30 protein-coding genes are annotated in these 24,225 nt (G+C 61.1%); 9 read left to right on the forward strand and 21 right to left on the reverse strand.

Annotated features, from left to right (window positions below; translation table 11 throughout):
• Positions 1–113 precede the first annotated feature (113 nt).
• From Q0J85_RS03745 to gyrB, 8 genes are read right to left on the reverse strand one after another with little or no spacing between them, the layout of a single operon-like run.
• Positions 114–524 carry a hypothetical protein gene (locus tag Q0J85_RS03745; protein ID WP_294478362.1) on the reverse strand — a complete coding sequence of 137 codons (411 nt, stop codon included), beginning with the start codon at positions 522–524 and terminating at the stop codon, positions 114–116.
• A 10-nt stretch (positions 525–534) separates the two neighbouring features.
• On the reverse strand, positions 535–780 hold the full coding sequence (locus Q0J85_RS03750; protein WP_294478363.1) for a hypothetical protein: 246 nt from the start codon (positions 778–780) through the stop codon (positions 535–537).
• The gene (locus Q0J85_RS03755) at positions 777–1,514 is read right to left on the reverse strand and encodes a hypothetical protein (protein WP_294478364.1); all 738 of its coding nucleotides are present in this window, start codon (positions 1,512–1,514) and stop codon (positions 777–779) included. Before Q0J85_RS03755 ends, Q0J85_RS03750 begins: the two co-directional genes overlap by 4 nt.
• A 33-nt stretch (positions 1,515–1,547) precedes the next feature.
• A complete protein-coding gene (locus tag Q0J85_RS03760; RefSeq protein ID WP_294478366.1) occupies positions 1,548–2,015 on the reverse strand; it encodes a biopolymer transporter ExbD in 468 nt (155 codons plus the stop codon).
• Complete coding sequence (locus Q0J85_RS03765) at positions 2,008–2,658, reverse strand: MotA/TolQ/ExbB proton channel family protein (protein WP_294478367.1); 651 nt, start codon at positions 2,656–2,658, stop codon at positions 2,008–2,010. The genes Q0J85_RS03760 and Q0J85_RS03765 overlap by 8 nt, the downstream gene beginning before the upstream one ends.
• A gap of 1 nt (position 2,659) precedes the next feature.
• On the reverse strand, positions 2,660–5,164 hold the full coding sequence (locus Q0J85_RS03770) for a tetratricopeptide repeat protein (protein WP_294478368.1): 2,505 nt from the start codon (positions 5,162–5,164) through the stop codon (positions 2,660–2,662).
• A 16-nt stretch (positions 5,165–5,180) separates the two neighbouring features.
• On the reverse strand, positions 5,181–6,287 hold the full coding sequence (gene recA / locus Q0J85_RS03775) for a recombinase RecA (protein WP_294478370.1): 1,107 nt from the start codon (positions 6,285–6,287) through the stop codon (positions 5,181–5,183).
• Between the two features lie 32 nt (positions 6,288–6,319).
• Positions 6,320–8,803: a DNA topoisomerase (ATP-hydrolyzing) subunit B gene (gene gyrB / locus Q0J85_RS03780; protein WP_294478372.1), complete on the reverse strand. Its 2,484-nt coding sequence runs from the start codon at positions 8,801–8,803 to the stop codon at positions 6,320–6,322.
• Between the two features lie 152 nt (positions 8,804–8,955).
• Between gyrB and Q0J85_RS03785 the strand changes: the two genes are divergently transcribed.
• Positions 8,956–9,609, forward strand: a complete 654-nt coding sequence (locus tag Q0J85_RS03785; RefSeq protein WP_294478373.1) for a diacylglycerol/polyprenol kinase family protein — start codon at positions 8,956–8,958, stop codon at positions 9,607–9,609.
• Here Q0J85_RS03785 and Q0J85_RS03790 read toward each other — a convergent pair.
• Both Q0J85_RS03790 and coaD read right to left on the reverse strand, forming a co-directional pair.
• Positions 9,599–10,063, reverse strand: coding sequence for a DUF177 domain-containing protein (locus Q0J85_RS03790; protein WP_294478375.1), 465 nt, complete (start codon positions 10,061–10,063; stop codon positions 9,599–9,601). The two genes, Q0J85_RS03785 and Q0J85_RS03790, sit on opposite strands and share 11 nt — an antisense overlap.
• A complete protein-coding gene (gene coaD / locus Q0J85_RS03795) occupies positions 10,060–10,557 on the reverse strand; it encodes a pantetheine-phosphate adenylyltransferase (protein ID WP_294478377.1) in 498 nt (165 codons plus the stop codon). The genes Q0J85_RS03790 and coaD overlap by 4 nt, the downstream gene beginning before the upstream one ends.
• Before the next feature lie 119 nt (positions 10,558–10,676).
• Between coaD and ribF the strand changes: the two genes are divergently transcribed.
• From ribF to Q0J85_RS03815, 4 genes are read left to right on the forward strand one after another with little or no spacing between them, the layout of a single operon-like run.
• The gene (gene ribF / locus Q0J85_RS03800; RefSeq protein WP_294478378.1) at positions 10,677–11,660 is read left to right on the forward strand and encodes a riboflavin biosynthesis protein RibF; all 984 of its coding nucleotides are present in this window, start codon (positions 10,677–10,679) and stop codon (positions 11,658–11,660) included.
• 8 nt (positions 11,661–11,668) lie between these two features.
• Positions 11,669–12,760: a MerR family transcriptional regulator gene (locus Q0J85_RS03805; RefSeq protein WP_294478380.1), complete on the forward strand. Its 1,092-nt coding sequence runs from the start codon at positions 11,669–11,671 to the stop codon at positions 12,758–12,760.
• On the forward strand, positions 12,757–13,137 hold the full coding sequence (gene acpS / locus Q0J85_RS03810) for a holo-ACP synthase (RefSeq protein ID WP_294478381.1): 381 nt from the start codon (positions 12,757–12,759) through the stop codon (positions 13,135–13,137). The genes Q0J85_RS03805 and acpS overlap by 4 nt, the downstream gene beginning before the upstream one ends.
• Before the next feature lie 13 nt (positions 13,138–13,150).
• A complete protein-coding gene (locus Q0J85_RS03815) occupies positions 13,151–13,969 on the forward strand; it encodes a helix-turn-helix domain-containing protein (RefSeq protein WP_294478382.1) in 819 nt (272 codons plus the stop codon).
• Positions 13,970–14,068: 99 nt separating this feature from the next.
• Here the strand turns inward: Q0J85_RS03815 and Q0J85_RS03820 are convergent, their stop codons facing one another.
• Together Q0J85_RS03820 and Q0J85_RS03825 are read right to left on the reverse strand one after the other, a co-directional pair.
• A complete protein-coding gene (locus Q0J85_RS03820) occupies positions 14,069–14,383 on the reverse strand; it encodes an HNH endonuclease (protein ID WP_294478384.1) in 315 nt (104 codons plus the stop codon).
• 30 nt (positions 14,384–14,413) lie between these two features.
• Positions 14,414–14,827, reverse strand: coding sequence for a response regulator (locus Q0J85_RS03825; protein WP_294478386.1), 414 nt, complete (start codon positions 14,825–14,827; stop codon positions 14,414–14,416).
• 194 nt (positions 14,828–15,021) lie between these two features.
• Here Q0J85_RS03825 and Q0J85_RS03830 point away from each other — a divergent pair, with 194 nt between their 5' ends.
• The 4 genes from Q0J85_RS03830 to Q0J85_RS03845 all read left to right on the forward strand — a co-directional run bounded on the left by Q0J85_RS03830 (position 15,022) and on the right by Q0J85_RS03845 (position 17,489).
• Positions 15,022–15,801: a J domain-containing protein gene (locus Q0J85_RS03830; RefSeq protein WP_294478387.1), complete on the forward strand. Its 780-nt coding sequence runs from the start codon at positions 15,022–15,024 to the stop codon at positions 15,799–15,801.
• A complete protein-coding gene (locus tag Q0J85_RS03835; protein WP_294478388.1) occupies positions 15,791–16,618 on the forward strand; it encodes an ATP-binding protein in 828 nt (275 codons plus the stop codon). The genes Q0J85_RS03830 and Q0J85_RS03835 overlap by 11 nt, the downstream gene beginning before the upstream one ends.
• Positions 16,619–16,797: 179 nt before the next feature.
• Complete coding sequence (locus Q0J85_RS03840; protein WP_294478389.1) at positions 16,798–17,172, forward strand: hotdog domain-containing protein; 375 nt, start codon at positions 16,798–16,800, stop codon at positions 17,170–17,172.
• 71 nt (positions 17,173–17,243) lie between these two features.
• Positions 17,244–17,489 carry a hypothetical protein gene (locus Q0J85_RS03845; protein ID WP_294478391.1) on the forward strand — a complete coding sequence of 82 codons (246 nt, stop codon included), beginning with the start codon at positions 17,244–17,246 and terminating at the stop codon, positions 17,487–17,489.
• A 20-nt stretch (positions 17,490–17,509) separates the two neighbouring features.
• Here the strand turns inward: Q0J85_RS03845 and Q0J85_RS03850 are convergent, their stop codons facing one another.
• The 9 genes from Q0J85_RS03850 to Q0J85_RS03890 form a co-directional block, all read right to left on the reverse strand.
• A complete protein-coding gene (locus tag Q0J85_RS03850) occupies positions 17,510–17,659 on the reverse strand; it encodes a hypothetical protein (RefSeq protein ID WP_294478392.1) in 150 nt (49 codons plus the stop codon).
• Positions 17,660–17,675: 16 nt separating this feature from the next.
• Entirely contained in the window at positions 17,676–18,149 is a 474-nt protein-coding gene (locus Q0J85_RS03855) for a hypothetical protein (RefSeq protein ID WP_294478393.1), read from the reverse strand.
• Positions 18,146–19,630, reverse strand: coding sequence for a threonine synthase (gene thrC / locus Q0J85_RS03860; protein WP_294478394.1), 1,485 nt, complete (start codon positions 19,628–19,630; stop codon positions 18,146–18,148). The genes Q0J85_RS03855 and thrC overlap by 4 nt, the downstream gene beginning before the upstream one ends.
• Before the next feature lie 133 nt (positions 19,631–19,763).
• Positions 19,764–20,594, reverse strand: a complete 831-nt coding sequence (locus Q0J85_RS03865; protein WP_294478395.1) for a sugar phosphate isomerase/epimerase — start codon at positions 20,592–20,594, stop codon at positions 19,764–19,766.
• 185 nt (positions 20,595–20,779) lie between these two features.
• On the reverse strand, positions 20,780–21,187 hold the full coding sequence (locus Q0J85_RS03870; RefSeq protein WP_294478396.1) for an Ig-like domain-containing protein: 408 nt from the start codon (positions 21,185–21,187) through the stop codon (positions 20,780–20,782).
• Entirely contained in the window at positions 21,144–21,629 is a 486-nt protein-coding gene (locus tag Q0J85_RS03875; protein WP_294478397.1) for a hypothetical protein, read from the reverse strand. The genes Q0J85_RS03870 and Q0J85_RS03875 overlap by 44 nt, the downstream gene beginning before the upstream one ends.
• On the reverse strand, positions 21,622–21,996 hold the full coding sequence (locus tag Q0J85_RS03880) for a BlaI/MecI/CopY family transcriptional regulator (protein WP_294478398.1): 375 nt from the start codon (positions 21,994–21,996) through the stop codon (positions 21,622–21,624). Before Q0J85_RS03880 ends, Q0J85_RS03875 begins: the two co-directional genes overlap by 8 nt.
• Positions 21,997–22,111: 115 nt before the next feature.
• Positions 22,112–23,956, reverse strand: coding sequence for a right-handed parallel beta-helix repeat-containing protein (locus Q0J85_RS03885; RefSeq protein ID WP_294478399.1), 1,845 nt, complete (start codon positions 23,954–23,956; stop codon positions 22,112–22,114).
• A 78-nt stretch (positions 23,957–24,034) separates the two neighbouring features.
• Positions 24,035–24,193, reverse strand: coding sequence for a hypothetical protein (locus tag Q0J85_RS03890; protein ID WP_294478400.1), 159 nt, complete (start codon positions 24,191–24,193; stop codon positions 24,035–24,037).
• Positions 24,194–24,225: the final 32 nt, after the last annotated feature.

Below are 24,225 nucleotides of genomic sequence, written 5' to 3' on the forward strand. Positions count from 1 at the left end.
TTTTCCTCCGTTTGTCCGTTCAACCATAACGGGATAATATACCATTTTTCCCTGAAAATGCAAGCGGAAACCCGAATTTTGCAGGCGGCGGGAAAGAGGAAAAACCGGCCCGGTCAGCGTGTTCCGGCAGCCACCGGAACGCTCTCCCGCCAGACCGTCGCCCCCGTGGTCGAATCGGTCAGCGAAAAGCGGAGAAGATTCTGTTCCATGCGGGCCCGGAGCAGATAACGCCCCTCCGGCGAAAAGCGGATCCCGCTGATCGCCCCGGTCCGTTCGATCACCCGGCGAGCGAGCGACCGGAGCGGTTCCTCCGCATCGACCGCCACCGCCGCCCCCGGGCAGTTCTGCAGCGTGTATGCAAAAAGCGAGGTGACCAGATCATTCTCGGCGCCGCGCAGATCGCGGAACGCGGGCGCCTCCTCCGTCACAATCGCCCCCTCCGGCGGCGTTCCGGGCGGCAGAATCCAGCATCCACCCGCCAGCAGCAGCGGAATCGACAGCAATACGGCAGCAGGTTTCATCATCCTCTCCCTCTTATTCCAGATCCCGCCGTTTCCGGCAGATGCAGATCGAATTGCAACGCGGACAGCGCGTGAGGTTCACCGACTCCTTGATGATGAACGAGTGATGACAGTTGTCGCAGTGAAACAGCGTGCTGTTGCTCAGATTCCAACTGTATCGCTTGACCCGATAGAGCTCACGACACCAGAGAATGCCGATGAAAATCAGCCAGAGCGCAAAAAATCCGAACAACGCATCGGCATAAGAGATTCCAATCACGGCGCCACCTCCTCCGACTCCATTTCCGGCCAGTAAACAACGATCGTCCCGTGCAACGCCTCCCGCTCCCCGGCAATCGCCTCAAGCGCGGCCTGGTCGAGCGCAGCGACCCCGCAGGATTGCGCCAGATGCTGCCGCATCATACCGCCCCCTCCTCGAACCGTGATGACTGTGGGGCATACAACCGCGTTCCGATCCACCTCCCCGGGCAGTCGCAGTCGCCTGAGCTCCAGCCGCTTTCCGTCGCCGTCCGTGATGAACGGCGCTCTCACCGCCGGAACCGGAACGGGCTTCCGTTCGTCGAAGAGCCCGCCGCAATACGGCTCCGGCTCTTCCGCCGGGATCAGCGCCAGTTTCGCATAACCGGGAAGCTCCGGCAGCTGCGGGGTCGGAATCCCGGCCTCATCGTCCGCTTCCCGCGCGACTGCACGCTCCCGGTGCTTCTCCAGCAACGCCGTATAACCCGAACCCGCATCCGAACGGGAAATCTGAGCCGGATCATGGACCAGCGTCCAGGCGAGCAGCTTGCGCCACTCCTCCTCCGGCAGTCCGGACTGCGTCAGAAGCGTCACTCCCGGACTCTTCCGCGCCGGCGGAGTCCGCTTCTCAGGCTGATAACCGGCGAGAAAAAACAGCGCCCCATGCACCAGCAGCGCCAGCACCAGGGCCTCGACCGTATACACCCAGCCGGGCGTAATCGGCCGCGTCAGCAGATAGTTTGGAATCTTCGCCATAGATCTCGTCTCGCCTCCTCCGCCGCAGCGGACTCACTGTCCGAATACCGTCTCCGGCCGCTCCCCGGGCGGAACCGTCACCAGAAAACTCGGCAATTCCGCGGCTTCCGCCAGCGCCATCACTTCGGCACTCTGTTCGAGAGAGACTCCCCGGTCCGCCAGAATGATGATCGTGGCGTTGCGACTGCGGCCGTGCACCTCGTTGAACTGCTGCTTGAGCATCTCCGGCGTCACCGGACGGTCGTTGAAATAGAGCAGCCGCCCGCCGTCCTCACCGCGCGTGATCGTCACCACAAACCGCTCCAGATCCGCAAAGCTCGAAGGACGCACCCGGGGCGGATTCACCCGGATTCCCGTCACCCGCACAAATGAGCTCGACAGAAACAGGAACAACAGCACGAGAAACAGCACATCGATCAGAGCGGTCAGCTCCGGCCAACCGCTCTTCGGCTTGAGCCCCGGCTTGTAACGCCGCGCTCCGATTGAGGGGGAATTATTCACGTCCCGCCTCCGTCTTCGCTTTCGACTCCCGACGGCGGCGCTCCATGAATCCGAGCATCTCAAGCGACGCCTTCTCCATATCCAGCGTGATGGAGTCCACCCGCGCCACCAGATAGTTGTAGGCCAGATAACACGGAATCGCCACCGCCAGCGCCGATGCCGTCGTCAACAACGCCATCTTCACCGCGCCGGCGATGTCCGTCGCCGTGAACGACTCACTCCCCTGCGCCGCGTCAAACACCTGCATCATCCCGAGCACCGTCCCGAGAAAACCGATCAACGGCAGCACAAACCCGAGCGTTCCGAGCAGATTGATGTGCCGTTCCAGTTTTGGAATCTCCTCCAGCGCCGCATCATCCACCGCCTTGCGGATATCCTCGTCACCGCGTTCATAGGCGCGAATCGCGGCCGCCAGCAGCCGCGCCGCCGGCCCCGGCGTGTGGTCGCAGAGCGTCAGCGCCTCGACAAATCCATCCCGCCGCAGCACGTTGAACAATCCCCGCAGCACCTCCCCGATGTTGATCTCCTCCCGGTGGAACTGAAACACTTTCTTCAGGAAAATGAACAGCGCCACCACGCTGCAGAAGAGAATCACCCACATGATCGGACCACCGTCCTCCATCAACTTCAAGACCAATGACATTTCACGGTTTCCTCTGTAAATTGTATTTTCGCCGAATCTCCTGCCGGATCCGGTCGAAATCCTCGCCGGTCGGCAGTTGCAGCTCCTCCAGTATCCCGATCACCCGGAGCGCGTCGCGCGCCCCCGCCGGCGTCCCACGCTTCAAACCCGCCAGCGCGGCCGAATATCCGGCCTTGCCGGTCCAGACCGGATCCGGCATCACCCCGCCGCGTTTCTGGTCGAGCGCCAGATAAAGAACCCGGCTGTACGCATCGAGCGCCCGGCCCGGCTCCCCCAGAAGTTCCCGGCATTTCCCGAGTTTGTAGAGACTCTGAAGCTGCAGCCGCGGATCGCCCGGCTCCTCCGCCAGCTTCCCGTAAAGTTCCGCAGCGGCTTTCAAATCGGCCGGGTCGAGCGTCTCGGCATAAATGCAGTAACGCGCATCGGCAATCCGCCCGGACGCAATCCGCCCGAACAACCCGTCGGGACGCAGTTCATGCGCCTGCCGGAAAAATTTCAACGCCCCGGCGTACCGCCCCGCATCCATCTCCAGATTCCCCGCCAGAAGTGCCGCATCCGCAGCAAACGAACTCTCCGCCCGGGTCGAAAGCAGCGTCTCAAGCAGCTCTTTCGCCCGCGACGGATTCTGCTGAGAACGGGCGATCTGCGCCCGACGGTAAAGCAGCTCGGCCGCCACTTCCGGCTCTTCTGCCGCCCCCCGCTTCTCGAGTTCAACAAGCTGCTGCTCCGCGCCCGCCGGATCACCGCCCGCAAGCAGATAATCCGCCAGCTGCAGCCGCGCTTCCACACTCCCGGCCGATCCGGGAAATCTCTCATCGAGCTCGTTCAAAGCGCGGGCGACATCTTCACTTCGCCCGCCGAAATATCCCGCCTGCATCGCCAGATAGAGCGCCCGCGCCGCATCAGGAGGCACTGGTTTCAGCCCGGCATAACGGAACAATCCCTCCGCCGCCGCCGGATAATCGCGCAACTCCAGCGCCAGCTCCGCCGCCGCCAGCTGCGCCGCCGGCACATAATCCGACTCGGGATGCAGGATCAGAAACCGTTCGTACTCGCTGCGCGCCGCTCCGGTCTGCCCCCGCTTCTCCAACAGAAACGCACGATAATATTCCGCAGCCACCCGGTATTCCGGATTCTTCGCGTCACGCAGCTTCTCCGCAACCGGCATCGCCTCAGCATAGGCCCCCAGCGGAATCAGCGACCGCAGCAGCCAGAAACGAGCGGCCTCCGCATGCGTACCGTTCACGTCCGCAACCGATTTCATCCGCTGCGCGGCCCGGGCAAAATCCCCGCACCGGAAATAGTGTTCCCCCAGCAGCAGCTCCCCCTCCTCTTTCTGTGCCGGGGTCTCCGCCTGCTCGACCAGGTAACGGAACATCGGTTCGGCCAGATCGTACAGTTTCGCATCCGAAGCCGCCACCGCCGCCTCCCGCGCCGCCGTCAGCCGGTCTCCCGCCGGAATCCGGTTGTCGCCCGTCACCCGGGAGTAGAGATCCAGCGCCTGTTTCACGTCGCCCGCACCGGCCAGCAGACGGGCTCCGCGCAGCAGCAGACCCGCACGGTCCGGCGAATCCGGATAAAACGTCAGATAGCGCCGCAGCGTCGCCGCCGCCTGCGCCGGATCGTGTCCCGCCTGCAGATTGATGAGTTCACGCAGCGCATTCTGCCGCTCGACATCGGTATCGGCCAGCTTGAACGCATCGGACCAGAGCGATTCCGCCGCCGCAGTCTGCTTCTTCTCCATCGCCAGACGGGCCCCGCCGACCGCGAGCTCATAGAGAATCGGAGCGGGCTGCTTCCCGGGATTCCCGCTCAAGCTCCCCCAATCCGTCAGAAAACGGTCAAATGCACCGCGCCGCAGAGCCACCAGCAGATCCAGCGTCCGCCAGTGCGCCGGATTCATCTTGCGAAACTTCCCCGCCGCCAGCAACTCTTCCGCAGTCTTGTAGTCGCCGGACTCGATCAGCGCGTAAATCCTCGCTTCGAGTGCGCGCTGCGCCCAGCGCGGCAAATCCGCATTTTCGTTTTCGATCTGTGCAAACTTTTCGACCGCGCCTTTGAAATTCTTCTGCCCGAGCCGGGCCTCCCCGACTCCGAGCGCCGCTTCGCAGGCCGTCTCCGGATCCGACGCTCCGGAGGCGAGTGCCGAAAAAAACTCTTCAGCCTCCGCATACCGCTTCTCCGCCATCAGGATCTGCCCGGGCAGCATCCCGGCACCGTGGGCCGGCAGGCGGGAGCGATATTCCGCCAGCAGACGTTTCGCCGCCTCGACATCGCCGTCCCTCAATTTCGCATCGGCCATCGAGAGCGTATTCGCCCCCCATTTCTCCACATCCTGTGCGGAAATCTGCCGGGCGTTGTCGAAGTATTGCGCCGCATTTTTGTAATCGCCCTGCGCACAGGCTTCTTCGCCGAGACGGCGTTCCGCCGCCTCGTCAGCGCAAAGCGGCAGCAGAAACGCCCCAAAAAGCGCCCCCGCCGCCGCAATGATTCGAGCTGTTTTCAAACCGTCACCACCCCGATCACTCCCCGGTTCCGGCGGCTTCCGCCTCCGGCTCGCCCGAGAGATTTTCGGGCACGGGATCGCCGCCCCGAACTTTCGCGTAAATCCTCTCCATGAGCTTCTGCTGCAGCTCCGGAGATCCCGCGATCAGCGCCTTGGTCTGATCGCGCCCCTGGCCGAGCTGTTCGCCGTCAAGGCTGAACCAGCTCCCGCGTTTCTCGAGAATCCCCATGTCGGCCGCGACGTCAAGCATCGAACCGGCTTTTGAAATTCCCTCGTTGTACATGATATCGAACTCGGCCTGCCGGAACGGAGGCGCCATCTTATTCTTGATGACTTTCACCCGCGCCCGGTTGCCGATGATGTTCCCCGCCGGATCCTTGATCCCCGTCGTCTTCCGGATGTCCATGCGGATCGACGCATAGAACTTCAACGCATTGCCTCCCGTCGTGGTCTCCGGATTCCCGAACATCACGCCGATCTTCTCGCGAATCTGGTTCGTGAAAATGATGCAGGTCCCGGTCCTCGCCACCACACCGGTCAGCTTCCGCAGCGCCTGCGACATCAGCCGCGCCTGCAGTCCGACGTGCGATTCGCCCATCTGCCCCTCGATCTCCGCTTTCGGCACCAGCGCCGCCACGGAATCGACTACGAGCACATCGATCGCTTCGCTGCGCACGAGCATGTCAGCGATATTCAGCGCATCCTCGCCGCAGTCCGGCTGCGAGATCAGCAGATTGTCGATGTCCACGCCGATCTTTTTCGCATAGCCAGGGTCGATCGCATGTTCCGCATCGATGATCGCGCACTTGCCCCCTTTCGCCTGCGCATTCGCGATCACGTGCAGGCAGACCGTGGTTTTGCCGCTCGATTCCGGCCCGAAAATCTCCACGATCCGCCCCGCCGGCACCCCGCCGATCCCGAGCGCCAGATCCAGCGCCAGAGATCCCGTGCTGATGACGGGAACATCCCGCTGCGCCGCCCCGGTGTCTCCGAGACGCATGATCGACCCCTTGCCGAAACTCTTCTCAATCTGCCCGATCGCGATCTGAAGATTCTTCTCTCTGCCGGTATCCTTATCGGCGGCTTTCGCCTTGTCGGCCGCCTTCGCCTCTTTCTCCGCCATTTTCCGTTCTCCCAGTGAAAATAGATTACTGTTCAGATATCGAGATCTTTCACGCCCGCGGCGTACTTCTCGATGTACTCCCGGCGCGGTTCGACCACATCGCCCATCAGCAGCGTGAACATCTGATCCGCCACAATGGCATCCTCCATCGTGACCCGGATCATCTTGCGCGTCTCGGGATCCATCGTGGTCTCCCAGAGCTGCTCGGCGTTCATTTCACCGAGACCTTTGTAACGCTGAATGCGCAACCCCGTCTGCCCGTTCGCCCGAACCTGGCTGAAAAGCTCCTCGAGCGACTCGGCCGGACTCTCCGGCGATCCCTCTCCCGCCGATACGAAAAAGAGCGCCCCGTCCTTGTCGAACACGTTCTTCGGTTTCAGGTTGTGTTCCGCCAGAGCGGATACGAGCTCCTCGCAGTTCGCCGCCTCGAAGATGTCGATGATATCGAAATGGCGCGCAAGTTCCGTCGCGCGCTCGGCCGCAGCCGCCTCCGACTCCGCATCTCCCGGAGCCGCCTCCGGAGCCGGACCGGCAAGCCGCTCTTCCGCATCATGCAGAAATGCGTGCTGCTCCTCGGGCGAATAGAGATATTTCTGCGTATTCGTCCCGTCCGCCTCGCGCACCGTAATGTGGCTGATCGGACACTTGCCGTCCTCGCGGATCGCGTCGAAATACTCGTGCGGATCGATGCCGCAGCGACGCAACCCCTGCGACACGTGCGAGGCGCGGGTGTAGAGCTCAATGAGCGCGGAGAGTTCCTCCCGCGCCAGCTGCGCCCCGGCGGCACTCTTCACGGTCAGATCCTCTTCGCCGAGCTGAACCAGATAGCGGTCGAGCTGCTCCTCGGTGTCGATGTACTGCTCTTTCTTCTTGCGCGTGACCTTGAAGAGCGGCGGCTTGGCGATATAAACATAGCCCGCTTCGATGAGCGGCTTCATCTGCCGGAAGAAGAACGTCAGCAGCAGCGTCCGGATGTGTGAACCGTCAACGTCGGCATCGGTCATGATGACCACGCGGTGATAACGCGCTTTCGAGACATCGAACTCCTCGCCGATCCCGCACCCGATCGCGTAGATCAGCGACTGGATCTCCTTGTTCGCAAACACTTTGTCGATCCGCACCTTTTCGACGTTCAGCAGTTTGCCGCGGATCGGCAGAATCGCCTGGATCTTGCTGTCGCGCCCCGATTTCGCCGAGCCGCCCGCCGAGTCACCCTCGACGATGTAGAGTTCACACTTCGAGGGATCGCGATTCGAGCAGTCCGCGAGTTTTCCGGGCAGCCCGAGCCCCTCGAGCGCCCCCTTGCGGCGGACGCTCTCACGCGCTTTCTTGGCCGCCTCACGCGCCCGGGCCGCAAGCATCGCGCTGTTGCCGATGTTCTGGGCGATCTGCGGATTCTCCTCAAGATAGTCGCCGAGCTCCTCGTTGATGACCGAGGTCACGATCCCCTGCACTTCGGAGTTGCCGAGCTTCGTCTTGGTCTGCCCCTCGAACTGCGGATCCGGAACTTTCACGCTCACGACCGCCGACAGCCCCTCGCGCACATCCGTGCCGGAGAGCGTCGTGTCGTTTTTCATGCGCTCTTTGGTGTAGTTGTTGATCGTGCGCGTCAGCGCCATCTGGAATCCGGTCAGATGGGTGCCGCCCTCGACCGTGTTGATGTTGTTCGCGTAGCTGTAGACATTCTCGGTGTTGCCGTCGTTGTACTGCATGGCGACTTCGACGTCGATACCGTTGCGTTCGCGATGGAAGTAGATCACCTCCGGATTGATGACCGTCTTGTTCGCGTTCAGCATCGCGACAAACTCCCGGATGCCGCCCTCGTAGTGAAACACCTCGCTGCGCTGCGGATTGTCGGGCTCGAGCCGCTCGTCGGTGAAGAGAATCCGGATTCCGCTGTTCAGAAACGCAAGTTCGCGCAGCCGCCGCGCGAGAATGTCGCGCACATAGACCGTGTCGGAGAAAATCGTCCCGTCCGGCTTGAACGAGACTTTCGTTCCGCGCTTCGCGGTCGGACCGAGCACCTTGAGCGGCATGGTCGTCACTCCGCGTTCAAACCGGATCTGATAGGCGACGCCGCCACGGTAAACCTCCACCTCCATCCAGTCCGACAGCGCGTTCACGCAGGAGACGCCGACACCGTGCAGACCGCCGGAAACCTTGTAGGAGTTGTGGTCGAACTTGCCGCCCGCATGCAGAATCGTCAGCACGACTTCCACCGCCGGTTTTCCCTCTTTCTCATGGAGATCCACCGGGATGCCGCGCCCGTCGTCCTCGACCGTGATCGAGTTGTCCGGGTGAATCGTCACGGCGATATGGCTCGCATATCCGGCCAGCGCCTCGTCGATCGAGTTGTCCACCACCTCGTACACCAGATGGTGCAGACCGCGCTGACCCGTGTCGCCGATGTACATCGATGGCCGCACCCGTACCGCTTCGAGCCCCTCCAGAACGGTGATCTTACTGGCACTGTAATCGGATGCGGAACTGTTTATGTCAACGGTATTTTCGCTCATGTCTCCCACTCTCTTTCCCTGGTTGCATCAACAGGGGAACAATATACAGCCAACCCCGCGCAATTTCAAGGAAAAAGCGGAGCGGCGGTTGCATATTTTCCATTCGCATGTTATTTTTACCGGAAAGAAGAAATCTCTGGAGGAGAATCGCGTTGTCCGCCGCTGAAATCACCTATGTTGAGGAGCTCAAACGCAAGCTCATTCACCTCTCGTCGCTCTGGATGGTGTTTGCAGTCGTGCTGATCCCGAGCCGCCCCGTCGCGGCGGGGCTTTTCGCGTTTCTGCTCGTCGCGACGCTCATCGCCGAACACGCCTACGCCTGCAACTGGCCGGTCCTGGCGCCGCTCTACGGTTTCTTCTTCGGCCGCATGCTGCGCAAAAAACCAGAACCCGGCGCCTGGATCGTCTCCGGCGGCAGCTACGTTCTCATGGCCGCGCTGCTCGTGACCGTGCTCTACGAGCGCGAAGCCGCCGGCGGCGCCATGACCGTCATGCTCACGGGCGATGCGGCCGCCGCGCTCATCGGCCGCCGTTTCGGACGGCACAAGGCACCGAACAACAAGAGCTGGGAGGGAGTCGCGGCTTTTCTCATCTTCGGCGGCGCCGCTCTCGGAATCTATCTCGCGCTGACCGGCGCCGGAGTCGCCCTCTATCTCGGCGGAGCGATCGCACTTCTGCCGGCGTGCGCGGCGGAACTCTTTGAAAAACAGCTCCATATCGACGACAACTTCTCGATCCCGGTCATCGTCGGCGCGGGATTGCAGCTCGCGCTGCTGCTTTCACGCGCAGACGGGATCACAGCTTGAGGTTGTCGAGGGCAGACCAGCGGTCATCGGCCTCGTCGTCGTCCGTGCAGGAGCAGCTCCCCCGATTTAGGTTTTTCCCGCAGTGCGGGCAGAGTCCCCGGCACTCTTCCGAGCAGAGCAGATTCATCGGCAGCTCGAGCAGCATCTCGCCCCGGACATCTTCGGTGATATCGAGCTCATCCTCCTGCGGCTGCTCGTAAAAGAGGCAGACGCCCGGATTTTCGATCGTCTCAGCCACGGGTTCGAGGCAGCGGCCGCAGAGCCCGGCGACGCCGGTCCGGACCTTTCCCTCGACGAGGACGCCGCCCGAGACCGCTTTCGCCAGCAGATCGTAATGGACCGGAGAGGTCACCCGCAACAAGTCGGATGGCTCGATCTCGAGCCACTCCGCCGGCTCATCGCCGACGAGTTCGACCGGTTCCTTTTCCACCCGTGCAACGGAAAAACGAATCATTTTCCGGCCTCCCTGAGCTCTTTGACTTTCGCGGCGATCACCGGGACCGCCGCCGGGGGGACGTAGGCGCTGAAATCCGCCCCGAGCATCGCGACCTCCTTGACCATGTGGGAACTTACAAACGAATTCTCCTGGGTCGGAGTCATGAAGATCGTCTCGCACGAATGACGCAGACTGCGGTTCATGAGCGCCATCTGAAGTTCGTACTCGAAGTCGGAGAACGCCCGCAGCCCGCGCAGCACCGCGTTCGCCCCGAACTCCTCGATCGCGTCGACGAGCAGCCCGCGGAACGCCACGACCTGAACATGCGGAATCTCCCGGCAGCAGAGCTCGATCAGCGCCTTGCGCTCCTCCATCGTGAACATCGGAGACTTCTGGGAGTTGACGGCGATCGCGACGATCACCCGATCGAACAGCCGCCCCGCACGGACCACCAGATCGAGATGGCCGTTCGTGAACGGATCGAAAGAACCGGGGTACAATACGGTTTTCATCGGAATTTCCTGTCGTAGAGTTGTTGACGAGCGGTTATAGTCAGTGTATCTTAATATACGCCGCAGTTTGACATTATGCAAGGGAAAACCGGATTTTACTTCCGGATTCGATTCAGTTTATGACGGACAATCTGTTGAAATTCACCGAGGTCGGACACCTCGGACTGCCCGGGGAAAGCCGGGAGAAACGAAAACTGTCCCTCGGGATCGGCGTCTTCGACGGCGTCCACCTCGGTCATCGCCTGATCCTGGCCGAAGTGCTGGCCGCCGCCGGCGAAACCGGGTCGATCCCGGCAGCCATGACGTTCGACCCGCACCCGCGGGCCGTGCTCCGCCCCGACGAGTCCCCGATGCTGCTCGTGCCGCTCAAGGAGCGCGTCCGGCTGCTGCGCGAGGCGGGCGCGGAACTGGTCTGGGTCGTGCCGTTCACGCCGGAGTTCGCCCGGCTTGAACCGCGGCAGTTCCTCGACCGGCTGCTCGGCTGCCCCGAAGTGGAAGTCTCGGGGATCTGCGTGGGGCGGCACTGGCGCTTCGGCCGCAACGGAACGGGCGACAGCACGTTTCTCGAACACTACGCCGTCGAACGGGGCATCCGTTTCCGCGGCTGCCCGGAACTCGAACTCGCCGGAGAGACCGTCAGCTCAAGTGCAATCCGCCGCGCCGTAGCGGCCGGCAAACTCGACCGGGCCGCCGAGATGCTCGGACGTTCCTACCGACTCATCGGCACGGTTGAGCGCGGATACCACGCCGCGAGTGACCGGCTCGACTGCCCGACCGCGAATCTCGCGTTCACCGCGGGAGTTCTGCCGCCGGACGGGGTCTATGCCGCCGCCGCCTGGCGCGACGGGGTGCCGTATGCGGCCGCGGTCAACATCGGATTTGCTCCGACTTTCGGCTGGGAAAACTCCGTCCGGCGCGTCGAAGTCCATCTGCTCGGATTCTCCGGCAACCTTTACGGCTGCGAACTCGGCGTGGAGTTTCTGAGCTATCTGCGTGAAGAGCGCACGTTTCCGGACCCGGAGGCCCTGAAACAGCAGATCGATCAGGATATGGCGCAGATCCGCCATTACTTTGAACAACATTCATCCAACCCAAAAAGGTGATTTTCGATATGGAGAGCAGAACCTATCTGGCCAGCGACCTGGCGGGAGAACTCGGGCTGCCGCGCAGCACCATCAACGACTGGCTCGTGCGCTACGCCGATTATCTCGAAGTCGAAACGCGGGGAAAACGCAAAGTTTATTCGGAAAAATCGCTGCGGATTCTCAAAGAGATCTCCGGCATGCGCAACGAGGGAAAAAGTTCGTTTGAAATCGAGCAGCTTCTCGCCTCGCGTTACGGCATCCGCCCCGAACTTACTGCGCACCCTCCGGCCTCTTCCGGCTTACCCGCCGCCCCCGAGGGGGGCGAGACGCTCCCCGCCCCGGCCTCTTCCGCCGGAGAAAACGGCGAGACGCTCCCCGCCCTGCGCCCTGCGTTCGAGCAGATGAGCGTACAGATCAACACCGAGTTTCTGAAACTCGCGGATCGGCTTGAGGAGGCGGAACACCAGCGCCGCCGTCTGGTGCAGCGCATGCGGATCATCATGACCGTGCTGCTGCTCGGGCTGGTCGCATTCGTCCTCGTGCTCGCATTCGTGATGTATCAGGCGTTCAGCCGCATCGAACAGCGCAACCGCGAAGCCGCCCTGGAGGCGACCCGCGAATCGGGGGCGAAACTCAACGAGATGACCGTCATCCTCGACAAGTCGCGGGAGGATTTCTCCGCGAATCTCGCCCGGCTCCGGGAGGAGATGGGCAGGCAGCGCGAAAGCTTTGAAGCGAGAATCCGCGAGATGGAGAAAGACGCCGCCACCCGCACCGAGGCGCAGATCATCAAACTCAAGGAGGAGTTCGCCCGCAAACAGCAGCAGGAACTCCAGAAACTCGTCGACGCCCACGAAAAGAAACTCAAAGAGGCGCAGGCCGCCACCGCCAGATCCGACTCCCTCCGGCAGCAGGCCGAAAGCGAAGCGAAAAACGCCCGAGAAAAACTCTCTCAGGGCGAACGCGAACTAGAAGAGCTCCGCCGCGTCCTGAAAGAGTTTGAGGCAAAACGGCTCGAAGCGGAAAAAGCGCGGCAGTCACAGCAGCAGCAATCACCGGAGTCGAAGTCGGAGTCGGCGCCGGAAACCGCCGCTCCCGCGCAGGAGACGGAAAAATGATCGCCGGAGTCGGAACCGATATCGTCGAAATCGCGCGCATCGAAACAATGCTCACGAAATTCGGCGAAGCGTTCCGGCAGCGGATCTGCGCCCCGGCGGAATTGACCGAGGGAGCCCGCCGGAAACACGCCGCGACCTACTACGCCGGCCGCTGGGCCGCCAAGGAAGCCGCGGCCAAGGCGCTCGGGTGCGGAATCGGAGAACACTGCGCGTTCACCGAACTGGTCATCGAGAACACCCCCTCGGGCGCTCCGCGCCTGAAACTCGAGGGGAAAGCCGCCGAATTCGCCGCGCGGCGCGGCGGCGGCACATTTCATCTGTCGCTCAGCCACGAAACCGCCTATGCCACGGCGGTCGTCATCTGGGAAATCAGCTGAAGAGGCAGTGCGCATGAGGGAGGAGTTCATCTTTTCCGGAACGCCTCAGGCCGATTCCCCGGTGACGGTGCAGCTGGCCGGGAGCAGCTGGTGCGACGGCTCCTATGTCATCGAACGGAACGGGGCGGACCTCTGGGTTGCCGAGTTCATCGAGTCCGGCACCGGCACCCTGACCATCGAGGGGGTCACCTGCCATCCCGCAGCTGGGGATCTCTACCTCGTCCCGCCGATGAGCCGCCACCGCTACTCCTCCAGCGCGGAAACCCCGTGGATCAAGCACTGGATCAACTTCTCCGGCCCGTTGATGGCGGAACTCGTGCGACTCTATGGACTTGAGGGGGTCTTTTATGTCCCGGCGTTTTCGCGGCCAGAACTCTTCAAAAACGCCCTTCACCAGCTCCGGCTTCATCCGCAGGAGGCGCATACCCGGATCGGTCCGGAATTTCTGATGGGGCTGATCGTGACCATGGCGGCCGATCTGCACGCCGCCGCCCGCAAACACCAGCCGTCGCCCGAGGCTGCGGCATTGCGGGAGTGGCTCGATACGCTGATCTTCGCCCCAGCCCCCTCCCTCCTCGAAATGGCCGCAAAAATCTCGCGGTCACGCGGCCAGACGATCCGCATCTTCAAAAACGAATACGGAGAAACGCCCACGCAGTACCTGATCGAGCGCAAACTCGAAACCGCGCGCATGCTGCTGCGCGGTTCCCCCATGGCGATCAAGAAGATCGCCGAACAGCTCTGTTTCTCGGACGAATACTATTTCGCCGCGATGTTCAAACGGAAAACCGGCATCGCGCCCGGACGATACCGGGCGGCACATATGAAGTAAATTCCGCCGGAATGACGGAAAAATCACGGGAGAACCCGCCGTTCCACCTCAAAAAGCGGCGGAAAAACGACGGAGAAACGGCGAAAAAAATACGGAATATCAGGCGTTCCCGCCCGAATTCCCCTCCTGTTCAAGCTGCCGGAGCAGCATCTCGGCGGGGGTGAGAAACTTCTTCGCCTGGTTGCAGGCTCGGCAGCAGACCACAAGATTGCCCCGGGTGCTTCTCCCGCCGCGCGCCACCGGAACGATATGATCGAGCGTCAGCTCTTCCGGAGGGAATTTCTTCCGGCAGTAGTGACAGATTCCCTGTTGGAACAGATTCCGGAAATAGGGGGTGTTCCGCAGTTCGCGTGCTTTTGCGCGCTCGCGTTTGATGTGCCGCTCATCGCGGTTGATTTCGACCCAGTCGTCCATGCAAACCCCACACTCCGGAAAGGTTGTCCGTCATCCCGCGATCCGGCCCGTGTCGAGGACCTCGCGGATCGCTTTCGCCACGGTCGGCAGCCGGTGCGGCTTCGGCAGAAATCCGCATGCGCCCTGGTTGAGAAGATCATGCACCTCCGCCTCCGAAACGAATCCGCTCGACAGCAGGATTTTCGCATTCGGATCGATCGCGCGGATCCGGAAGAACGTCTGATGTCCTCCCTGCTTCGGCATGATCATGTCGAGCAGCACCAGGTCGATCTCCGATGGATTCGCCTCATAAATCTCCACGGCATCCAGGCCGTTTTCCGCCAGGAGCACGGAGTAGCCGAGTTTCTGGAGCGCTTCGATCAGGAAATCCCAGATCGTCTCGTGGTCGTCGACGATCAGGATCGTCTCGGTTCCACCCGGCAGGGCATTCGTCTTCTTATCCATAAATTCCATCGTCTCCTCATCCTCTGCATACCGCTCCGGGCTTCAGGAACAGATCCACGCCTTTCTCCCATGCGTGCAGACCCGGAAAAATCTTCTTTCTTTCCGGTTCCCGTTGGCGATACGACAAATTCATGTATATATTATACTCGATTTCCCGATGAATGGCAAGCACTGGAACCATAATTTGATCGAAAATGGCATTGACGTACTACCAGATTCTCGGCGTCGACAGCCGGGCCGGTTTCGCCGAACTCAGGCGGGCCTACTACCGCCAGGCGAAGCGGTGTCATCCGGACCTCTTCCGGAATGCGCCGGACAAGACCCGGGAGTTCCAGGCGCTCGCACTCGCGTTCGATACGCTTTCCGACGCGGAAAAACGACGCAGATATGACCGTTCGCTGCTCACCGACACCGAGCTGATCCGCCGCGATCGCACCCGGCCCGAAGAGCCGATGATGGATTCCGAGGCGGACGACATCCTCGAGGAACTGATCGTCGGCAACCGCACGCCGCCGGAGAGCTCGCTCGCGACGCTGCTGGCCGATCTGCGTAAAACCGAGATCTTCATGACCTACCGCGAGGGACGCGACCACTTCCGTCACAACCGGTTCGAGAACGCGGAAACATGTTTTGCGCAGGTCGTTGCCGCGGCGCCGCAGAATATCGTATTCCGGATCAATCTTGCGCGCACGCTCGCCGCACGGAAGAAATTCGGCGCGGCCGCCCGCCACTACCGAGCCGCGATCGGAATCGGAAAACGACGCGTGCCGTGCCAGCGGCTTCTCCGCGTCCGCCGCGAACTCGAGGAGATCGAGCGCAGGCGACTTTCGCTCTTCGGATTCTTCCGGAGACTGTTTCATGAAACACCGGCACAGCTCGGCCCCGACGAAGCCGACTTGATGATCGATGAGCTGAACCGCTCCCTCACGCGCGCGGCTCGAAATCTGCAACTGGAGAACCGCGATGAAAAATGATCCCGACCGCACTCCCGCTTTCCGGGAACTCTGCCGCCTCGCCGGACAGGCCGTCGCCCGCTACCGCATGATCGGGGAGGGCGACCGGATTCTCGTCGGACTCTCGGGCGGCAAAGACAGTTTTCTGCTGCTGCATGTGCTGCATGCGCTGCGACGCCGGGCGCCGATCCGTTTTGAGATCGTTGCTGCGACGTTCGACCCCGGCTTCCCGGAATTCAATACGGCCGCCATCGCGCGATATTGCCGGGAACGGGAATGGGAACACCGTGTTGTCCGGCTCGACATCGCCGCCCTGCTTGAAGAGAAGCAGTTCAAGGCGACGCCCTGTATCCTCTGTTCCCGACTCCGGCGCGGGAAACTCTACGGCCTCGCCGGAGAAGAGCATTGCGGGAAACTCGCGCTCGGTCAGCACTTCGACGATATCGCCGTCTCGTTTCTGATGAGTCTCTGCCGCGGGCAGGGACTCACCACGATGGGGCCGAACGTCGCAACCGGAACCGGAGAGCAGATCCGGGTTATCCGGCCGCTCGCACTCGCACCCGAGTCGCTGATTATCCGCTGCCGCGATGAACGCACCCTGCCCGACGCCGGAAAGTGCCGCTATGAGGAAGAGCTCGCCGACGGCGACCGCGCCTATTTCCGCCGGCTCCTCGACGAACTCGCCGAAAGAATCCCGAATCTGCGCAGCCAGATGTTGCGTTCCCTCGGCAACGTCCGGGCAGAGCATCTGCTCGACCCCGCATTTCTCAACCTCGAAAAAACAGAAAAAAGGAAGCCGGATGCAGGGAAAACATCCGGCTCGGGAAAAAGGGAATAGGGAAAGAAGTTTCCGGAAGTTCCGGACTTCTGTTATTCAACATAATTCGCCGGAATCAGAAATCAAGCCACTTTGATAAAAAAACATCTATATTTTTATACTTTTTTTCGTTTTTGCGAAAAAACCGGTTGTCCGCGGACTCTTTCGGGCTATATTAACCGGAAAAGAGGAGGTTGGAAATGGCGGGAGAAAAAGGTGGAATGATCTTTCTCGGTTCGCGGCTCGTGAAAGTGCTCGATCTGGGCATAGGCGGGAATCTCTACGGGGGGCGGCTGCTCGAGATGGCGGCGGAACAGGGGGCGATTCACGCGGCGCGGAGCACGGGGGAGGCGCATCTGGTCGGCTACCGTTTTTCGGAGTTTTACCTCACGCGCCCGGTCGTGGCGGGGGAGGTTCTCGACTTCTACGCGGAGGAGGTTCGCCGCGGAACATGCAGCGTGACGTTCTGGCTCGAGGCGCGGGTCGGAGACGAACGGGCGCTGCGGGGAGAATGTACGTTCGTCGCGGTCGACGGGGAGGGGAAAAAGAAACCGCTCCGGAAAAGAGGAATATAACCACCGGAGAAAGAACTGGATTTTTCCCGGAAAAGCGTTATATTGTAGAAGAACGAAAGGAGTTTTCCCAGATGACCGATGAAACGAACAACAATCCGGCGCTGCTGCTCGGGTTGGGGCTGGACGGCAAAGACGGCCACCGCCGCATCACGAAAGGGGATAACTTCTGTCTGGTCGGCGGCTCCGAGGAGACGCACGAAAAGATGACTGAAACCGTCGTCAAATTCAACGAAAAGCTCTCGCGGCGCGGCAAGACGCTCGGCGAACTCTCCGGCGACGAATTCACCGACATGATCCGCGAAGCCTCCGGCAAGTGACCCATACGGACTCCGCCCCCTCAATTCTCTTCACTGCGCGGCATGAATGAGAGCGTGGAACGCCAGTAAATTCCTCCCCGGGCGGCGGCGGAGTCGTCCGCCGTTGCCGCGCGCGCCTGAATCCGGGACGTTTTGCACGTTTCCTGATATTCGATCCACGCCACGGACACCGGATGAATCCGCCCGTCACCCCCCGAAAACAGAGACGAATTCGGAGCGCGGCACCCCGCGGAATCCGAGCGCGGTAATGAATGCGGAGGTGGTTCCATCCGCGTGAAACTCCTGCCACTGCGCCTTGAGGATGCCCTCTATGACGCAATCAGAGGCCCGGTAAAAGGCGCTGCCGTGATGATTGGCGATGCTCTCCACCTCCCAGATTGAAATCCATCCGGCTCCGCACGCCTCCGGATCGGACGAAACAGGACGGGGCTTCTGGTAAGCGGGGATCGCAAACAGCGGAGCCGGAGAAAAGTGAACGGAACGGAAAAACTCCTTACCGGCGAATTTCGCAAACGAAAATTCCGGAGCACGAAAGCCCCGGAGTCCCGGCGCACCATCGAGTCCGGAGAGCGAAAACCGGGGGAGGCAGCCGCATGGACAAGCGGTCCGCCCCCCTTCGCATCCGGAAATCCGTTTCACCGCGGACGCAATGCCTGTCACTGAAGAAAGTTCCGAATAAAGAGCTTCATCCCCTCCTTTGAGACGCAGCCCTTGTGGAGCACGGGCAGATCTTTCAGCCCGGCCAACGGTTTCGGAACGGGGACTCCGGTCACTTCCGAGAGTTTCGCGACCATGCCAAATTCGTCCGCAGGCAGTTCGCCGGGCTGAATTGCGGGCAGCACCGCCGCCGCGAATTTGAACGGCGAAGCGGTCGAGGCGAGCACGCACGGGGTCGCATCTCCGGTTTCACGGCGATACTGCTTGTAAACGTTCAGCGCCACGGCGGTGTGCGGGTCGCAGAGATAGTGGTATTTCCGGTAAATTTCACCGATGGTTGCGGCAGTTCCGGCATCGTCGCAGAAGCCGCCGAAGAACTCCGACTGAAGTTTTTCACGCGCCGCGTCGGAGATGGAGTAACGTCCGTTCCGCGCGAGCTCCTCCATCAATCCGGCGACGGCGGAAGTGTCTCCGCCGTAGAGCAGAGAAAGCATCCGTTCGAGGTTCGACGAGATGAGGATGTCCATCGACGGGCTGGTCGTCGTGTAGAACGGCCGGTTGCGGTCGTAGACGCCGGTGCGGATGAAATCCGTGAGGATGTTGTTCCGGTTCGAGGCGCAGATCAGCCGCGCGATCGGGATGCCCATTTCGCGCGCGTAGACCGCCGCGAGGATGTTGCCGAAGTTGCCGGTCGGAACTGCGACATTGAAAGCCTCTCCCTTGCGCAGTTTCCCCTGCCGGATCAGGTCGCAGTAAGCCGACACGTAGTAGACGATCTGCGGCACGAGCCGCCCGAAGTTGATGGAGTTCGCCGAGGAGAACTCCATATTGTGCGCGTTCAGATACTCTTTCATCTCACGGTCGGCGAAGATTTTCTTGACGCCGTTCTGGGCGTCATCGAAATTCCCCTCGATCGCGCAGACGGCGACGTTGCCGCCCTGTTGCGTGACCATCTGGAGTTTTTGCATGGCGCTCACGCCGTTCTGCGGGTAAAAGACGATGATCTTCGTGCCGGGCACGTCGGCGAATCCGTCGAGCGCGGCCTTGCCGGTGTCGCCGGAGGTGGCAGTGAGGATCACCATCGTGCGGCCGGGGGCGGCTTTCCGGGCGGAGATCGTCAGGAGATGCGGCAGAAGCTGCAGCGCCATGTCCTTGAAAGCGCAGGTTGGTCCGTGCCAGAGTTCGAGGACGTTCAACCCCGGGGCGACTTCGACGATCGGCGCGGGATTTTCCGAATCGAACGTGCCGGTGTAGGCGGCCTCGACGCCGCGGGCGATCTCGTCGGCGGAGAAGTCGGTCAGATAAAGTGCGAGCACTTCGCGGGCGCGCGCCTTGTAATCCATATCGATCATCCGGTCGATGAGTTCGCCGGAGATCTTCGGGAACTCGGACGGGATGAAGAGCCCGCCGTCCTCGGCGAGCCCTCTGGCGATGGCCTGGGCGGAAGTGACGTTCCGCGGGCTTCTGGTGCTGGTGAAATACATGATAGGATGCTCCATCCGTTCTAAATGGTTTTCAATTAGTTCCACTCAGAGTATAATGTACACCGGAACGTCCGTTTTTTCCAGTGGCTTCGGCGTTTTGCCGAAGAACGAGCTTGATGGAGCGGTGTTGCACTCAGACGATGTCAAACATCAGTCTGCCGAGTTCGAGAGCGTACTTCAACTTCAGCTTCCGGATTGCGGGAGTCGGACAGTTGCGCTCCCCGGGAACTTCAAAGTTGAAGAGACCGCGATAGGAGGAACTTTTGAGTTTTCTCATGAACGCGATCCAGTTCACGCTGCCGCGGCCGCAGGGGAACATGTGGTGATCGGCATTGCCGAGGTTGTCGGCGATATGGAGGGCGATGAGTTTGTCGCCCGCCTGGTCGATAAAGGCGGCGGGATCCCCCTGAACCAGATTCAGATGGCCGGTATCGAGGCAAATGCCCAGCTCCGGACGGTCCACTTTCGCGATGATTCGCAGGAGATCTGCGGCAGACTGCGTCAGACGGGAGAGATTTTCGATGGCGATCCGGATTCTGCTTCCGGCGATAGAGCGACACAGCGTGGAGAGGGATTCCACATTCAGCGTCTCTGCCGCCTCCGGGGTCATCTCCCCCGTAAAAACGGCCTTGCCGCCGCAATGGAGGACCGCCGCCCGGACGCCGATGCGTTCGTAGACTTCGAGTTCTTTTTTCAGGAAGTCGAGGAAAGCGCGCCGCGTGGCCGGGTCGGGATGGGCGATGTCGGCGGTCAAATGGAGATGGCCCTGCTCCAGTGCAATGCCGTGATCGGCGGTGAATCTCGCGAATTCGTCCGCGGCGTAGAGCGGATCGGGCTGATCCATCAAAATCTTGCCGTGTTCATCGGAAAACTCCGCATACCGGTAGCCGCACTCGGCCAGCGTTGCAATCGCATTTTCGGGGGTCTCCTCCACAAGGAAAGCGGTCCACATCGAGATTTTCATAGTCGCACCTTTCGGAAAGCCGCGGAGAAGCAGTCGCGGCTTGCTGTTTTTCCGGGATAAATCTACCTTTTTGATTACGGTATCGCCGTTCCCGGAATTTTCAAGAAAACCGGCGACGATTTTCCGGAATTCCCCCGGTTGCGCTCCCCTCTATCGGATTTTACACGGCGGGGAACGCGGCGGGATCACTGCTCGGCTGCGCTTTCCGATATACGCCCTTTGCCGGTGGTGAAGGTGTAGTGATAGGCCTTCAGCACGCCCCCCGCCTCGGAAGTGAATCCCCAATATGGCGGGGAGTTCAAATAGAGATTATAAGTACACTCCGGGCGCAGGCGAACCGGTACGGTGATGACGGTCTGTTCCTTGTTGTACGAGGGCCTGCCGACGAATTCCGGGAAATCAACATCGCTTTTCTGGCAGAAAGACCAGCTGGTCGGATTCATCCGGCGGTCGAAAGTCACTTTGATCTCCTTGAGATTCGGATCGACATTCGTCGCGCCGTTGGCGGGTTCGACCGAGACGACGTGCGGGGCATTCGCGGCTTGCTTCTCATCGCGGAGCTGACGCAGAAGCTCTCCTGTCAATTCCAACATTTTTTCCGAAATCGGGCACTCCAGCAAAAAAGCATTTACGCCATCCACCTTGACGATCGAGGTGTTCAGCGTCTGCGAGATGAACTCGCTTGTCGCCGTCCTTCTCCGGAGAGACGGAGACGGCGGACGCCGTTCCGGACGGCGCAGTTTGCACGTCAGGCGCCTCCGCCGCCGGGGCCGCCTCTTCCGGTTCGGGAGGCGGCAATGCGACACTCCACACCGGCAGCTCGACATGACGAACCGGAAGCGGCGTCGAGGCGCGGAGCACGGCGAGCTGCTCGAACGGCAGCAGAATCAGCAGCAGCGCCGCCAGATACAACCACCGCCCGCCCGCAAAGATGAGCCGCCGGCGGCAGCAGAGTTCAATCAGCCACAGCAGCCCGACGACGACCGCGCCGCGCAGAATCGAGTTTGCGAGATAGCCGAAGAGGAGTTCACTCATGTTTCAGCTCCTCGATCGTCCGTTCGAGTTCCTCGATCTCCTCCGGCGAAAGTTCTCCGCTGCGAACGAAGAACGACAGCATCGCCCCCGGCGCCCCGTCGAACATCGTATCCATGAAACGGCGGACGGAGGATTTCAACACGGCAGCACGCTCGATCAGCGGCTCGTACAGATAGCTGCGGCGGCTGCCGCTCCGGCGGACGAACTGCTTTTTGACCAGCCGCCCGAGCAACGTCTTGACCGTCACCGCCTCCCACGGCATGACGCGCCGCACGTTGCCGACGATCTCCGGGAGCGTCTGCGGCGAACGCTCCCACAGCACCTTCATAATCTCAAGTTCACTCTCCGGAATCCGTATCTCTTCCATCGCGGAACACCTCCCTCTGATTCTATAAGTTACACGAGTAATCTATAAAATCACCCCCCTCCGCCAGAAAAAACGGAATTTTTGCCGGCGGAGGGGACAAGAGATGCGTCAGGATTCAGTTACCGGGACATCCGGGACCAGTGTAGATGAGCGTTCTGCAACGATGTCCGGGATCGTTCAGGCGGTTGTCCGGACATTCGATCGCCTCGCTGCTGAGAAACAAAATCGCGCTGTGCATTTCGCGCAGCCGGGAACTCTCCTCTTCGGAAAGCGGCCGCCCGAAAAAGTCCAGTCGGCGGCTGATGTCCAGATTTCCAAACGCAGCCGGATTCGAAAAAGGGCGGTTGATCCGGTTGTTTGAAACCCGGGGATTGCGGCTGTTGAAAACCGCAATGGCCGGACCAGCGTTGCAGTTGCTGATTTCATTGTCGGCAATCGTGATCTTTTCAGTGTTGATGGTCGGCGTAATCCGGTCGGACGGCGGAGCACAGCAGCCGCACATGACCAGAATCGCCGCAATCGCGGTGTGACCGAAAGCACAGTCATTCAGACGGTTTCCCCGGATGACGATGTTTCGCGGCATCGGCCCCTCCAGCCAGAAAAATTCCGGTTTGAGGATGATTCCGTTGAGGGCAATGCGCTCAATGCAGTTTCCTTCGATCCGGCAGTCGGCGGCTTTGAGCAGAATGCCCCGCACATGACAGTCGTGCAGATGGTTGTTCCGGAGTATCGCTCCGGAGCCGCAGCTGCCGTAACTGCAGGCGAAGTCGCCGGATTCGATGTCTACCGGACGGTCGAGCCGGATGCGGCAGAACGATCCGCCGGGAAAACTCTGCAGTTCGATCCCGAACTTCCGCTTGTAAAGCTCCTTGATGCAACGCAACCCCTCCTCTTCGCTCCCGACCGTCTCCCGGCTGGAAACAACCACGGCCCGGCACTTCTCCACCCCCCGTGGCGCAGAGAAGAAAAAGAGCTCCGTTCCATCCGGCAGATCGGTTCCGAACGGCGTGACGATCAGAAGTTCGTCTTTTGCGAGCGGTTCCACCACGACGTGAAAATAGCCGTGTATATTGACGAGATCATCCATCGCCCAGGAGAATTCGCACGCCTCAATCAACGGCCCGCGGTGCTGATTCATCGAGTGGAAGCAGTCCGCGGCCGAGGCCAGAAGCCGATCTGTTCCGGGACGCCGGATCAACCGGCAGCGACGATAGGTGTTCCCCCCGCCGCCATGGCCGGTCTCATAAAAAGCAAAACCCGGCGACGCATAGATCGTGATCGCTTCAAACTCCATGTTTTCGCAACTGTCGACCAGCAGCATACCGCCTTCATGGCGCATTCCCAGCACGATACGGTCGCCGGGACGGGGCGTCCGAAGCTGGTAGCGCCAGTGGCGGGCGACCGGTTCCGATACCGGAACCAGCAGATTGCCCGCCGCGTCGAAAGAGAGTGTTTCCCGAGGAACAATGAAGTCGAGATTGTCGATCTCATGCTCGCCCGCCGCATCGAGAAACATCAGCCGGAAGTGATCCTGATCCCGCTGTCCGTGAAAACGGCGGACAAAGTACTCTTCCAGCCGGATCACCAGCCGAACATCTCCGACGTCAAGCAGAGTTCCCTGCAGAAACGGCAACTCCTCCATGTCGAGGGCGAGGCCGGAAAGCCGGACGTTGCGGCAGTTGCGGAAATGTACGCCCGCCGTGACTTCGGAGGAAAACCAGAAGGTCGCGCCCTCCGCTTCCAGAGAGATGTCCCGCAGGTTTTCCAGCAATATTCCCTCCCGGCCCGGAAAACGGTAGTCGCCGGGCGGAATGCGGACCATGCCGGAGCCGTTCCGCCCGGCGCGCCTGATCCGTTCCAGCACTTCGCGCCCGGCGGCGGCCCGGCGCTCTTTTTCGCCTTCATCCCACGCGGAAACCTCCGCAGGAAACAATTGTGATATGGTGATCGTTTTCTTCATGGATCGGTGATGCTTTTCCCGGCATATTTTCCTGCTGCCGTATTATCGTACAGATTCGTATTGGGCGGAACCGGCCGCTTACAAGGAGTCCACGTATTCGAGGACGCTCCCCATCGGACTCCAGAAGGGATACCACGCTTCGCCCTTCCAGACCTCCCTACGGGCGTATTTGGCCGCGGAACCGTCTGCCCGGACCATGGTGCTGAAGTCGGAATGGTGATCCGGATCGTAGTTCATGATCGTCCCGGAACAACATCCGTGTAAAGAGA

The organism is uncultured Victivallis sp. (genome assembly GCA_944389935.1).
In the GTDB taxonomy this organism is placed as follows: Bacteria; Verrucomicrobiota; Lentisphaeria; order Victivallales; family Victivallaceae; genus Victivallis.

What these genes read in the sequence shown, in the direction of transcription:
- Q0J85_RS03745 (WP_294478362.1), bottom strand. Translation starts at nt 524, where the DNA reads ATGATGAAACCTGCTGCCGTATTGCTGTCGATTCCGCTGCTGCTGGCG.
- Q0J85_RS03755 (WP_294478364.1), bottom strand. Translation starts at nt 1,514, where the DNA reads ATGGCGAAGATTCCAAACTATCTGCTGACGCGGCCGATTACGCCCGGC.
- Q0J85_RS03765 (WP_294478367.1), bottom strand. Translation starts at nt 2,658, where the DNA reads ATGTCATTGGTCTTGAAGTTGATGGAGGACGGTGGTCCGATCATGTGG.
- recA (WP_294478370.1), bottom strand. Translation starts at nt 6,287, where the DNA reads ATGGCGGAGAAAGAGGCGAAGGCGGCCGACAAGGCGAAAGCCGCCGAT.
- gyrB (WP_294478372.1), bottom strand. Translation starts at nt 8,803, where the DNA reads ATGAGCGAAAATACCGTTGACATAAACAGTTCCGCATCCGATTACAGT.
- Q0J85_RS03790 (WP_294478375.1), bottom strand. Translation starts at nt 10,063, where the DNA reads ATGATTCGTTTTTCCGTTGCACGGGTGGAAAAGGAACCGGTCGAACTC.
- coaD (WP_294478377.1), bottom strand. Translation starts at nt 10,557, where the DNA reads ATGAAAACCGTATTGTACCCCGGTTCTTTCGATCCGTTCACGAACGGC.
- ribF (WP_294478378.1), top strand. Translation starts at nt 10,677, where the DNA reads ATGACGGACAATCTGTTGAAATTCACCGAGGTCGGACACCTCGGACTG.
- Q0J85_RS03805 (WP_294478380.1), top strand. Translation starts at nt 11,669, where the DNA reads ATGGAGAGCAGAACCTATCTGGCCAGCGACCTGGCGGGAGAACTCGGG.
- acpS (WP_294478381.1), top strand. Translation starts at nt 12,757, where the DNA reads ATGATCGCCGGAGTCGGAACCGATATCGTCGAAATCGCGCGCATCGAA.
- Q0J85_RS03815 (WP_294478382.1), top strand. Translation starts at nt 13,151, where the DNA reads ATGAGGGAGGAGTTCATCTTTTCCGGAACGCCTCAGGCCGATTCCCCG.
- Q0J85_RS03820 (WP_294478384.1), bottom strand. Translation starts at nt 14,383, where the DNA reads ATGGACGACTGGGTCGAAATCAACCGCGATGAGCGGCACATCAAACGC.
- Q0J85_RS03825 (WP_294478386.1), bottom strand. Translation starts at nt 14,827, where the DNA reads ATGGATAAGAAGACGAATGCCCTGCCGGGTGGAACCGAGACGATCCTG.
- Q0J85_RS03830 (WP_294478387.1), top strand. Translation starts at nt 15,022, where the DNA reads ATGGCATTGACGTACTACCAGATTCTCGGCGTCGACAGCCGGGCCGGT.
- Q0J85_RS03835 (WP_294478388.1), top strand. Translation starts at nt 15,791, where the DNA reads ATGAAAAATGATCCCGACCGCACTCCCGCTTTCCGGGAACTCTGCCGC.
- Q0J85_RS03840 (WP_294478389.1), top strand. Translation starts at nt 16,798, where the DNA reads ATGGCGGGAGAAAAAGGTGGAATGATCTTTCTCGGTTCGCGGCTCGTG.
- Q0J85_RS03845 (WP_294478391.1), top strand. Translation starts at nt 17,244, where the DNA reads ATGACCGATGAAACGAACAACAATCCGGCGCTGCTGCTCGGGTTGGGG.
- thrC (WP_294478394.1), bottom strand. Translation starts at nt 19,630, where the DNA reads ATGTATTTCACCAGCACCAGAAGCCCGCGGAACGTCACTTCCGCCCAG.
- Q0J85_RS03865 (WP_294478395.1), bottom strand. Translation starts at nt 20,594, where the DNA reads ATGAAAATCTCGATGTGGACCGCTTTCCTTGTGGAGGAGACCCCCGAA.
- Q0J85_RS03870 (WP_294478396.1), bottom strand. Translation starts at nt 21,187, where the DNA reads ATGTTGGAATTGACAGGAGAGCTTCTGCGTCAGCTCCGCGATGAGAAG.
- Q0J85_RS03875 (WP_294478397.1), bottom strand. Translation starts at nt 21,629, where the DNA reads ATGAGTGAACTCCTCTTCGGCTATCTCGCAAACTCGATTCTGCGCGGC.
- Q0J85_RS03880 (WP_294478398.1), bottom strand. Translation starts at nt 21,996, where the DNA reads ATGGAAGAGATACGGATTCCGGAGAGTGAACTTGAGATTATGAAGGTG.
- Q0J85_RS03885 (WP_294478399.1), bottom strand. Translation starts at nt 23,956, where the DNA reads ATGAAGAAAACGATCACCATATCACAATTGTTTCCTGCGGAGGTTTCC.
- Q0J85_RS03890 (WP_294478400.1), bottom strand. Translation starts at nt 24,193, where the DNA reads ATGAACTACGATCCGGATCACCATTCCGACTTCAGCACCATGGTCCGG.